Consider the following 12,631-nt stretch of genomic DNA (forward strand, 5'->3'; position numbering starts at 1 on the left):
CTGTAGTGAAAATGCATGGGGATAGAAAATATTGCATTCGGATCTGTTAAAGAAACAAAAGTGATAAAAGAGTTGTTCTCTCTGTGCAGTATTTCTATCTTTGCTGCATTTATAAGATAAACACGTGTATAAGAGAATGGAAGAAATAGAGTTGTCGGAACAATGTAGGCTGGGTAATAACCGGGCCCGCAAGGAACTGTATGAACAGTATGCGGGGCGTATGCTTGGCATCTGTCTACGTTATACCGGCGACCGGGATACAGCCCAGGATCTGCTTCACGACGGTTTTTTAAAGATATTCGATTCGTTCGATAAGTTCACCTGGAGGGGTGAAGGCTCCTTGCGAGCCTGGATGGAACGGGTGATGGTCAACACAGCTTTACAGTATCTTCGGAAAAATGATGTGATTAATCAGTCGACACCTTTGGAAGAGTTGCCCGAAGAATATGAAGAGCCGGATGCTTCCGATGTAGAAGCGATACCACAAAATGTGTTGATGCAGTTTATTGAAGAATTACCCGCCGGCTATCGTACTGTGTTCAATCTTTATACATTTGAAGACAAATCGCATAAAGAAATCGCACAGGTATTAGGTATCAATGAAAAATCTTCAGCTTCGCAACTGTTTCGTGCGAAGAGTGTATTAGCAAAAAGAGTAAAAGAATGGATAATGCATAATGGATAGATAGAGATGGAAGAGAAAGAATTGTGGATGAATAAGTTGAAGGAGAAGCTTGCGGATTATTCCGAACCGGCGCCTGCTTCCGGTTGGGAACAACTGGAGAAAGAACTTATGCCTCCTGTGGAGAAGAAAATATATCCTTATCGAAAATGGATGATGGCTGCTGCAGCTGTTATAATATTAGCTGTCGTTTCGTCAGTAAGTCTGTATTTTCTAGGGACACCCGCTGCGGATGAAATACGTCATATACAAACTCCGGCATTGGCTTCTATGCCCGATGCATTGCCGGGTGTGCAACAACCGGATATGCAGGGAACTGCTGTGGAACCTGTCTTACGACCGGTAACTCGCGAAGATCGTTTGGCGAAAGTCGACAGGAATCATACGGAGCAGAAAACAGGTGTAGATCCATTAGGGATCGGTAATGAAAATAAACCTTCAACAGGAAATGGAGAGGACTCTTTGAGTGAGGAAGATAAGAATGTAAAAGGGAAGGGAGAAACTGAAAATGTAAAAGATGAACCAAAGCAGGCAGAAAATACAAATGTCAGTCAGGGACAGTCACAAGATACAGAGCGATTGAATAACAGACCGCGCCGCCCCTCCGGTAAAGACAAACTTCATATTCCGACAGAAAAAAGATCTTCTCAAAAGGGAACATGGTCAATGGGACTTTCGGTTGGAAATTCAGGAGGTGCTTCGACAGAAGTAGGTGCCGGATCTCATGCTTATATGTCCCGTGTGAGTATGCTTTCAGTTTCCAACGGTCTGATGGAGACGATTCCTAATGACCAAACATTGGTTTTCGAAGATGGAGTACCTTACCTGCGTCAGGCCAAACAGGTGGTTGACATTAAACATCATCAGCCTATTTCTTTCGGATTGTCCGTTCGTAAAGGTTTGGCTAAAGGATTCTCTCTTGAGACAGGACTGACTTATACGCTGCTTTCTTCGGATGCAAAACTGGCAGGTGAGGAACAACAGATAGAGCAGAAACTACACTATGTCGGTATTCCGTTGCGTGCCAACTGGAACTTCCTGGATAAGAAACTTGTCACTCTTTATGTTTCCGGTGGAGGTATGGTTGAAAAATGTGTTTATGGAAAGCTAGGTTCTGAAAAAGAAACAGTGAAGCCTTTGCAGTTCTCGGTATCCGGTGGCGTAGGTGCGCAGATCAATGCAACGAAACGTTTGGGTATTTACGTGGAACCGGGTGTTGCTTATTATTTCAATGATGGCTCCGATATACAGACTATACGTAAAGAGAATCCGTTTAACTTCAATATACAAGCAGGTGTTCGTCTGACTTATTAGTACGAATTACCTCACTAAATATAGTAACGCCATCCGGTTCGGATACCGTCACTATCCTGATTGGATAGCGTCATTATCCTGACCGGATGGCGTTACTATTTGCTATTTACTATCTTTTTCTTCAGAAAAGTCGGATAATTGAGAAAATATTAATAATATTGTCACCTGTTTATGACCTATGGCTGCATACCTTTGTTGCAAAATTCTAAGATATGGTAGATTCTACAGATGAAAAACATTTATTAATCGACTTAAAAGGCGGTTCCTTTCAGGCATTCGAAAGATTGTATAATATGTATAGTGGCAAACTGTACAATTTCATTATGCGACTCTCTTCCGGCAATCAATATATGGCCGAAGAAGTGGTGCAAGCCACTTTCATTCGTATATGGGAAGTGCATGAAAAAGTAGACCCGGCTTCCTCGTTTATCTCTTTTCTCTGTACGATTGCCAAAAACTTATTGATGAATATGTATCAGCGTCAGACCGTAGAGTATGTTTACAATGAATATCTCATGAAAAGTAGCGTAGACCGTGATTCACAGACAGAAGAGAATATTGATCTGCGCTTTTTGAATGAGTATATCGATTCTCTTGCCGAAGAACTGCCTGCGCAACGGAAGAAAATATTCATTTTGAGCAAAAGACAGAATTACACAAATAAAGAAATAGCCGAAATCATGGGAATTTCCGAAAGTACGGTTGCTACCCAATTATCTTTGGCTGTGAAATTTATGCGTGAACAGTTGATGAAGCATTATGATAAGGTAATTACCCTTTTGTTAGCCTTTTTTGTTAATGAAATGTAATAGTAATACTTGTTTTTGGATGGGAAGTAGGATGAAAGTGTATACTTGTAAATAAGTGAAAAGATGGATAAGACACATTATAAAGAGCTAATTGAAAAATATTTCGAAGAAACGATCACGGATGTCGAGATAAAAGAACTGTCAGACTGGATAAAGAATGACCGTCAGTTGCACGACTGGTGGGAACAGGAGTTTGAGAGATCGGATTCCTCCATGAATCCGGTGTTGCGTGATAAACTTTTTGCCCGGATCAAAGAAGAGACTTTGGACAAGGAAGTGCGCCCCCTCCGTATCATCCCTTGGAAATGGGTTGCTGCAATTTTATTACCTGTCTGTGTCGCTTTCTTCACTTACTATCTTTTAGATTCTTCTCCAACGGCAGAAACACCCTTTATTGTGAAAGCAGCCAAAGGAGATAAAGCAACCATTGAGCTACCGGACGGAACAAATGTCGTGCTAAATTCAGCTTCCCAATTGAGTTATCTGAATAATTTCGGAGAAAAAGTTCGTCGCGTGCAACTGAATGGTGAAGCCTATTTTAAAGTAGCCCATGATGAGAAGCACGCCTTCATTGTGCAAATCGGTGATTTGGAAGTGAAGGTACTGGGTACCTCCTTCAATATATCTGCTTATAAAGATGATAAAGAGATAACAGTTGTTTTGCTGGAAGGAAAGGTAGGAGTATATGCACAAGAAAGATCCCATATCATGAAACCCGGAGATAAAATAGAGTATAACAAAATCACCCACCAAATAAAGACTACTCAAGTGCACCCGACTGACTATATTGAGTGGACAAAAGGAAATATGTACTTTGAGAAAGAATCTTTGGAAAATATCATGAAAACCCTTTCACGTATTTATGACGTAGAGATCCGCTTCGATTCCGGTAAACTACCTAAAGAATACTTCACGGGAACTATTCCGGGTGGCGGTATACAGAATGCTTTGAATATTCTGATGCTAACTTCACCTTTCTATTATGAAATGGACGGTTCGGTGATTGTTTTAAAAGAGAAATAACTAGATAAGCATTCTCTCAAATAATAATAAAAGCCATTTCGGAATTTCACTTCTAAGGAATGGCTTTTTTATTCACTGGATTGATTTGGTTAACAAGAGTTAAAGATTGATAGGCGCTTGGACGGGAGGATATAGCAGTCTGTATACCTATCAAACAACTTAAAAGTTTGGATATATGAAAAACAGAAAACACCTTGTAAATCTCCCTCAAACCCATGGGGAGAGAAGTAAGAACTGGAGAACGCTACGGGCTGTATGCCTGCTATTGTTCCTAAGCATCTCTTTTGCCGCTTATTCTCAAATAACGGTTAATTTGAAAGATTTGTCTTTAAGAGCCTCCTTAAAGAAGATTGAGCAAGTAAGCAGTTACAAATTTTTCTACAATGAAAATCTACCCGAGTTAGATCGGAAAGTATCTCTGAATGTAAAGAACGCAACAGTAGAACAGGTGATGAACCAACTACTGAACGGAATGGAACTGACTTATAAGCAAGAGAAGGATAATGTACTTGTTTTACTTCGTAAGTCATCGGAGAAGCAGGAGACAAAGAAAGTGACAGGAATCGTGGTTGATGAAAAAGGAGAACCCATCATCGGAGCCAGCGTTCAGGTGAAAGGAGAGAATAACGGTACGATCACCAATGTTGACGGATATTATTCATTGATGAATGTTCCCGAATCGGCTACCTTAACCATTTCCTATATCGGCTATCGGACAGTCACTCTTCCTGTTAAAAGCCAAAATACCGGTAAAGTGACATTGGTAGAAGATAGTAAGATGATTGATGAAGTAGTGGTGGTTGGTTATGGAGTTCAGAGAAAGAGAGACGTGTCCACCGCCATTTCCTCCATCCGTGCGTCGGATATTGCAGACGTTGCGGCAACAAGTATCGAACAGGCATTGGTCGGGCGTATGGCAGGTGTGCAAATCACTCAACCCAATGGTACACCGGGTGCAGGTTTTGAAGTCAAAGTGCGTGGAGTAGGAACAGTAACTGCCGGGAGTTCTCCGTTGTACGTTATTGACGGAGTGCCGTTGAGTGACGATACAGGAGATGCTACCGGTATCACAGTCAGCCCATTGGCATCCATCGAGACATCTGATATTGAATCTATCGAAGTGCTGAAAGATGCTTCAGCTGCCGCCATTTACGGTTCGAGAGGAAGTAATGGCGTTGTCATTATCACCACGAAACAAGGAAAAGAAGGAAAGCCGGTTGTGAAATACAACGGTTATGCAGGTGCGCAGATGGTGACCGATAAAATCGACGTACTTAATGCCTATGAATATGCCCAACTCGTATTCGACGGTCACAACAATGCCTATTATGACCAATTACGGACAGCCGGAAAAACGGATTTATATAACCCGTATGCAACGAATCTGGAACGTTGGAATAATCTGAAAACCGGAAGCATCAATGAAAATCAAGGCTGGATGCTCCCACCGGAAATACTGCCTTACGTCAAAGGTGAACAAGGATTGGTGGATACAGACTGGCAGGACGCAGTATTGCGTACAGGTTTCATCACGAAACATAACCTGTCTGTAAGCGGAGGAAACAAAAATATAAAATACATGCTTTCCGGAAACTATCAGAATGAAGAGGGAATAGTTATCAATTCCGATTTTACGAAGATGGGATTTCGAGCCAAAGTAGACGTGAACTATAATCGCTGGAAATTCGGAGGTAACGTCAACTTAACCCGGAATATCTACAACCTGGTAAACACCGAAGGACGATATGGAGACGACGGTGTGCTGTCACTGGCATTGGGAGCAGCTCCTATTTATCCAATTTACGATGAAAACGGCGACTTCAATTATGAGCACAACAATACTAGCTACGGACAATCCAAACTGAATAATCCGGTAGCCGTAGCCACACTTATTGAAGACCAAATGACCTCCATCCAAATGTTGGGAACCGCATACGTAGAATATGAAATCCTGAAAGGATTGAACTACAAAATGCAGGGAAGCTGGAATTATAATAACTATGTGCGCGACTACTACCGTCCGGCCGCTTTGCCCAATTCGGCAAACCGCACCCCGCCATCCAATCCGACCGGAGAATCACGCACCAAGAACAAATATACCTGGGTTTGGGAGAATACATTAAATTATCAGAAGAAGATAAACAAACTGCATAACATTAGCGCACTGGCCGGATGGACAGCCCAACGTTATCAAAGTAACGCTAACCGGATAACGGCTACCGATCTTCCGATGAACGACCTGGTGCATACGATACCCGGCAATTCCACAGCCACCAAGTATGACTCCAATAAAGAAGCCTGGTCATTGCTTTCGGGTATTGCGCGTGCCCAATATAGCTACGCTGACAAATATATCTTTTCGGCCACCATTCGTGCCGACGGTTCTTCCCGTTTCGGAGAAAACAATCGTTGGGGATATTTCCCATCCGTGTCAGGAGCATGGTATGTGACAGAAGAGGAATTCATGAAACCGGTATCTTCCTGGTTGACTAACCTGAAACTTCGTGCAAGCTGGGGAGAAACAGGAAATATGAGTATCGGCAATTATGCTTCCTACGGCATTGTGAACGGAGACAACTACGTATTCGGCGGAGTGTATAGCATCGGCTCGAAAGAAAGTACTTATGGCAATCCCAATCTTAGTTGGGAGAAAACATCGCAAGTGAATCTGGGTGTTGAGATCGGTCTGCTCAACTGGTTGAATATTGAAGTGGATATTTATAAAGGTATGACCTCCGATATGTTGCTGGATGTACCTGTTATGGAGGCTTCCGGTTTTTCAACCATTCTCCAGAACATCGGGAAAGTAGAGAATAAAGGACTTGAGATCACTTTAGGCACCAATCTCAAACTGGATAAAGTGCGCTGGACCAATAGCTTTAATTATGCCATGAACCGTAATAAGGTGAAATCTCTGGGAGGTGCCACAGAAATGGTGACGCAGGCGAATAGCGTGATTGATTTCATCACTAAAGTGGGAGAGCCTATTGGCAATTATTATACCTATGTCACCGACGGTGTATATAAGAATCAAGCCGAGATCGAAACAGATATAGCCAATGGCATCATAGTTCCCAATGCACAGCCCGGAGATTTCCGGTTCAAGAAATTTGGAAAAGATGACACTATCAATGCCGACGATAAACAGATAACCGGAAACTATATGCCCGATTTTACCTATGGTTACTCTACTTCGCTGCGATACCAGTCGTTCGACTTTAGCCTCTCCCTGCAAGGAGTCTATGGTAATGAGATAGCCAACATTAATCGCCGTTACCTGGCTAACATGGAGGGAAATGCCAATCAGCTTGCCATAGCAAGAGAGCGCTGGCAGTCGAAAGACAACCCGGGCAGCGGCAGTGTATATAAAGCAAACCGTAGCGCAACGGGAATGAACTCCGTAATTTCTACCTGGCACATTGAAGATGGCTCGTATATGCGTATCCGCGAAATCACACTGGGATATACATTACCCAAATATTTACTGAAACGGATGGGAATAGGCAGTCTCCGCATTTATGGTTCGGCCTTTAATCCATTCACATTTACGAAATACAGTGGATACAATCCCGAAGTCAGCACCAATTCCAGCCCTATCATGCAAGGAGTTGATTACGGTACCTACCCGCTCTCGAAAAGTTTCGTGATTGGAATTAACTTTAGTCTGTAAAAACAAAAAATACAAATGAAAGATATGAAAACCATATTAATCCACCTGTGTATCATAACCGTTACCCTGTTCTCATTGTCGGGGTGTAGCGATTTTCTCGATGAGAAGCCAGAAGGAAACACCGGGACCACCGGGAACTTCTATAAAAACAAAGAAGACATAGAGTATGCGCTTACTGCTGCCTATGCCAACTTACAGGCAGGAGCTATGTATAAAGAATACATGGTGCTTATGACCGATGTCCGTTCGGACGATTTAGGATCATTTGCCAACACCGGAGGAAATGCCGGACGTGAATATAGCATTAAAATATTTACGGCACAGTCTGATAATCAGATCTTCCGTAGCGTATGGCAAAAAACATACGAAACGATATACCGCTGCAATAATGTGATTTACCACATTGACATAGTAAAAGATAGCAAGTTGAAACTCCAGTACGAAGCCGAAGCACGTTTCCTGCGGGCCTTGTGTTACTTCAACATCGTTCGTTTCTGGGGCGATGCTCCGCTGATTCTCACTCCGCTGACGGCTACGGAGGTGGCAGAATGTGAACGCAATAAAGTGGCCGATATATACGCAGCCATAGAAACGGACTTGCAATTTGCTTCGGATGCGAATAACCTCCCGAAAGTATTCACCGGGAAAAACTCCGGACGTGCCACCTCATTGGCCGCCAAAGCTCTGTTAGGTAAAGTGTATCTGCAGGAAAAGAAATGGCAGGCTGCCAAACAGTCACTGGGCGAACTTATAAATACGGATAATGTCGGCACGCATACATTATTGCCCGATATTGCCAATGTATTCAGCACGGCACCGGTACAGGGAAGTTCGGCTTCCGATTTCAAGAATTATACCGGCTGGTCACCGCAAACCATGAATAAAGAAATCTTGTTTGAAGTCATTTTTGATAAAGATATAGCAGGAGAGGGACGCAATGCTCTGACCTATTACGCCAATCAGGCCGACTTGAACGAAGCATTCAAACTAAGTAATGCCGCTCAATGTATCTACCATTCTTCCGACCGTCGCGCCGATTTGATGCGAAGCATGAAAGGCACCAATACCGATAATAATCTGTTGGTGAAATATGCCGATATTCAGAGTACATTGGAACAGTACGGATACAATACTCCGGTGCTCCGTTGGGCGGATGTATTGCTGATGTATGCCGAAGCCTGCAATGAAGTTTCTTTCGACAATTCTGCAACCAGTCCGGCACTGTTGGCACTAAACGATGTCAGAACACGTTCTTACGCTGCCGGAGCATATACAGGCAATCAACTTTCCGATCAGGATACTTTCCGGGATGCCATCTTCCTCGAACGACGTTTGGAATTCCCGATGGAGATGCAACGCTGGTTCGACCTGATCCGTTCGGGAAATGCGATCAATGAACTCTCAAAGATTGGGATCATCATAGATAAAGACGATCTGTTGTTCCCGGTTCCCAATAGTGAAGTGACCTTGCGTGACAATCCGGACAAGTTCCCTCAAAATCCCGGCTACTAATGTGATATAATTGTATACTGTTATGAAAAACTAATAAGTGTAACAACCCAGATGAAAATAAAGAAAACAATAATTGTACTGCTTTTATGTTTTCTCCCTATAGCCTCTTTCGCGCAGAAAGTGGGAGAGGCATTGTCTGCATGGGAGGAAGGATATATGGATATTCACCACATCAATACAGGCTGTGGAGAATGTGCCTATCTCATTCTTCCCGACGGTACCACGATGCTGATAGATGCAGGAGAAAACAAAGCCGGCAACCCCCGACACGTACCACCCAAACCCAATGCCGGCCGTACTCCCGGCGAATGGATAGTGGATTATATCAAAGCCATGGCACCTGCTCAAAATCAGAAGTTGGACTATGCGTTGATTACCCATTTCCATAGCGACCACATGGGAGGTGTACTCAAGATGAAGAACGAATCGGGCAGGTATTATAATACCGGAATAATAGCGGTGGCAGAGAACCTTCAGATAAGTACACTGGTGGACAGAGGATTTCCGGATTACAAATTCCTGGTTGATACAGAAGATAAAATGATAAAGAATTACTTCAATTTTTTGCATTTTACGAAACGTAGAATCAATGCCGAACAATTCCGTCCGGGAGTGGAGAATCAATTCAAACTCTTGCATGATTCCATCCGTTATGCCGGGAATTTCAAAGTGCAAAACATCTATGCCAATGGCTGGCTGTGGACGGGAAAGGGACACGAGACGAAATACCTGTTTCCCGATTTTAGTACATTGGAAAAGTATGATATTCCGCAAGAGAATACGTTGAGTTGTGCGCTGAAAATCACATACGGTCACTTTTCGTATTATACCGGAGGAGATGTGACCGGCTATCCGAAACCGGGAAGAAGCCTGTTTCATGATGTAGAAACGCCGATGGCTCCCGTCGTGGGGCGCACGGAGGTGTGTTGCGTGAATCATCACGGATACAACAATGCCACTAATGATGCCTTTATTTTAACTCTGTCTCCTCGGGTGTTTATTATTCAGGCAAGTGATGCCCTGCATCCCAATCATTCTACATTGGAACGAATGCTTTCCAAACAGTTGTATCCCGAAAAGAGAGATGTATTCGCCACCAATCTGCATCCTGCCGCTGAAATAGTCATTGGCAAGAATACGGAAAAGATGAAAAGCAAGCAAGGACATATTGTTGTCCGGGTATTGCCGGGAGGCGACGAATACTATGTTTACATCTTGGAGGATAACAATACCAAACGTAAAATCAAGCAGATATCCGGCCCCTACGTCTGTCGCCCGACATCCCGTCCGGAAGTTGCAAACTGATATGGAAATGAAGTTGAATTATAGCAGATAAAAAAGATATGAAAACAATCAATTATATAGTAAAGAGAGGCCCGTTAGCGGCATTATTTATCATGTTCATCGTGTTTTATGCTTGTAGCGATGACGACCAACCGCAGAATCAGAAAGCGGAAGTGACAGATTTCTCCCCTGTCACGGGCGGACGAAATACGTTGCTCACTTTGAACGGAACCAACTTTGGCACAGATCTCAATAATGTCAAGGTAACAATAAACGGAAAAGAAGCAGTGGTGAAAACAGTCACCAATGAAGTCATCACAGCCGAAGTGCAGAAAGGTACGAGCTCGGGAACAGTCAGAGTCATCCTCGGTGAAAGACCCAATGCGCAAATCTTGATTTATGACCAGAATTTCACTTATGTATCCAATCAGGTCGTGTCTACCTATTTAGGGGGAAAAGGCAGTGGTGAGACAGACGGAGCTTTTTCTGTGGCTACCCTGTCCAAACCCCGCTATTTGGCGTGGGGAAAAGACGAAGCATTGTATATTGTTGAAGACGGAGCAAGTCTGGCAGATGATATGGCATGTATCCGGGTGGCAGGGAACAACCAGCTGACCACCCTGCTGAAAGCTTCGGAAAGCTCATTGGTACAGCGAATGCGGGCTATCGACTTCTCATTGGACGAGAATACGATGTATATAGCCAATGATAATAATGCAGACGGAATTATGGGATTCGGCACAATGACTAGAAACGGAAATAAGTTCGAAAACCTGACTTCACTGTGGGAACAGGGAGGTATCACAGCCGTGAAAGTACACCCGAAGACAGGTGCTGTTTTCATTGGCTATCATTCCGGCTCATGGATATATCAGTATGACGGAACGAGCTTTATTCCTAAGTTCCAGCTCCCGGATGCTTCGGGCACGGCTGCGAGTAAGGGGAATATCAATGGAATTGCATTTGATAAGTCGGGCACGACCGCTTATATTGTTTCACGTAAGAATCATGTGATATATAAGGTAAGTTATGATCTCGTTACGGGAGAATTTAGTGGTGTGAAATTACTAGCTGGCTCTTTCGGAGTGACAGGATATGCTGATGGGACGGGCACTTCTGCCAAGTTCAACGAACCGTCACAAGGCGATGTGGGTGAAGATGGCAATTTCTATGTAGCCGACAGGGGAAACCATTGTATTCGCATTATCACTCCCGATGGCGAAGTTTCAACCTATGCCGGACAAAATAAAGCAGGCATGGCGGACGGAATTGCTTCACAGGCAGAATTCAATAATCCCGAAGGTTGCCAGTTCGGCCCCGACGGTGCATTGTATGTAGCCGATTACTCCAATCATGCCATCCGTAAGGTAGAAGACGGACCTGCGCAACCCTAATAATCCATATCAATCAAAGAAAGAATAGAATGATAAGAAATAGATTTTTATGTAGCTGTCTGTTAGTGTGGTGTGCTCTTATCTCATGTGCACAACAATCAGACGAAAATGTAAATAAGGCACTTCATAACATTGACGGGCAGTCGGTACTGGTCGTTTCACACCGTGCCGACTGGCGCAACGCTCCCGAAAACTCCCTGCAAGCCATCAAAAATTGCATTGAGATGGGAGTGGATATGGTTGAAATAGACTTGAAGAAAACCAAAGACGGGCATTTAATCCTGATGCACGATAAAAAGATAGACCGTACAACCACCGGAAAAGGATTACCACAGGATTATACCCTGGCAGAACTGAAGAAATTCCGTTTGAAAAACGGAGCCGGACATAAGACCGCCCACCTCATTCCAACTCTGGAAGAGGTGATGAACCTGTGCAAAGGAAAGATTCTGGTCAATGTAGACAAAGGATATGACTATTTTCAGGAGGCCTATCAGATTCTGGAAAAAACGGGTACTACTCATCAATGCATCATCAAGTCTGATTTTCCGTATGAGAAGGTGGCAAGCGAGCATGGAGATGTACTTCAGAAAATGACATTTATGCCTGTTGTCAATCTGGATAATCCCGAAGCAGAGACCATCATCGACGGCTATATCCGGAATCTTAAACCCACTGTTTTCGAATTGGTATTTAGTAAGGATTCCGAAGAGACACTGCGCCTGATTAAAAAAGTGCGTGATAGTGGGGCCGAAGTCTTTGTAAATGTCATGTGGCCTGAACTGTGCGGTGGACATGATGATGACAAGGCAGTGGAGGAACAGAAGTACGAACAGAGCTGGGGATGGATTGTCCGGCAGGACATCCGTCTTATCCAAACAGACAGGCCTCGCGAACTTCTCGAATATCTGAAGAAAAAGAATCTCCATCCTTAAACGGTCAG

The 12,631-nt window shown here is 43.6% G+C and carries 9 protein-coding genes; all 9 read left to right on the top strand.

Translation table 11 applies throughout. The features are described 5' to 3' along the window. The first annotated feature begins 136 nt into the window (after positions 1–136). The 9 genes from H8796_RS14220 (at position 137) to H8796_RS14260 (ending at position 12,623) form a co-directional block, all read left to right on the top strand. On the top strand, positions 137–685 hold the full coding sequence (locus tag H8796_RS14220; RefSeq protein ID WP_004305819.1) for an RNA polymerase sigma factor: 549 nt from the start codon (positions 137–139) through the stop codon (positions 683–685). Positions 686–691: 6 nt separating this feature from the next. Then, positions 692–1,996 (top strand): outer membrane beta-barrel protein, encoded by a 1,305-nt coding sequence (locus H8796_RS14225; protein WP_117935206.1) that lies wholly within the window; start codon positions 692–694, stop codon positions 1,994–1,996. Between the two features lie 212 nt (positions 1,997–2,208). After that, complete coding sequence (locus tag H8796_RS14230) at positions 2,209–2,805, top strand: RNA polymerase sigma-70 factor (RefSeq protein ID WP_004302285.1); 597 nt, start codon at positions 2,209–2,211, stop codon at positions 2,803–2,805. A 63-nt stretch (positions 2,806–2,868) separates the two neighbouring features. Further along, the gene (locus tag H8796_RS14235; protein WP_117935204.1) at positions 2,869–3,828 is read left to right on the top strand and encodes a FecR family protein; all 960 of its coding nucleotides are present in this window, start codon (positions 2,869–2,871) and stop codon (positions 3,826–3,828) included. Between the two features lie 175 nt (positions 3,829–4,003). Continuing rightward, the gene (locus H8796_RS14240; protein WP_117935202.1) at positions 4,004–7,498 is read left to right on the top strand and encodes a SusC/RagA family TonB-linked outer membrane protein; all 3,495 of its coding nucleotides are present in this window, start codon (positions 4,004–4,006) and stop codon (positions 7,496–7,498) included. Between the two features lie 24 nt (positions 7,499–7,522). Beyond that, positions 7,523–9,010: a RagB/SusD family nutrient uptake outer membrane protein gene (locus H8796_RS14245; RefSeq protein WP_158570823.1), complete on the top strand. Its 1,488-nt coding sequence runs from the start codon at positions 7,523–7,525 to the stop codon at positions 9,008–9,010. Positions 9,011–9,061: 51 nt separating this feature from the next. After that, entirely contained in the window at positions 9,062–10,315 is a 1,254-nt protein-coding gene (locus H8796_RS14250; RefSeq protein WP_117935198.1) for a ComEC/Rec2 family competence protein, read from the top strand. A 38-nt stretch (positions 10,316–10,353) separates the two neighbouring features. After that, entirely contained in the window at positions 10,354–11,688 is a 1,335-nt protein-coding gene (locus tag H8796_RS14255; protein WP_117935196.1) for an IPT/TIG domain-containing protein, read from the top strand. A gap of 29 nt (positions 11,689–11,717) precedes the next feature. Continuing rightward, entirely contained in the window at positions 11,718–12,623 is a 906-nt protein-coding gene (locus H8796_RS14260) for a glycerophosphodiester phosphodiesterase family protein (protein WP_117935194.1), read from the top strand. Positions 12,624–12,631 lie beyond the last annotated feature (8 nt).

It is taken from the genome of Bacteroides sp. M10 (assembly GCF_014334015.1).
Taxonomy (GTDB): domain Bacteria; phylum Bacteroidota; class Bacteroidia; order Bacteroidales; family Bacteroidaceae; genus Bacteroides; species Bacteroides intestinigallinarum.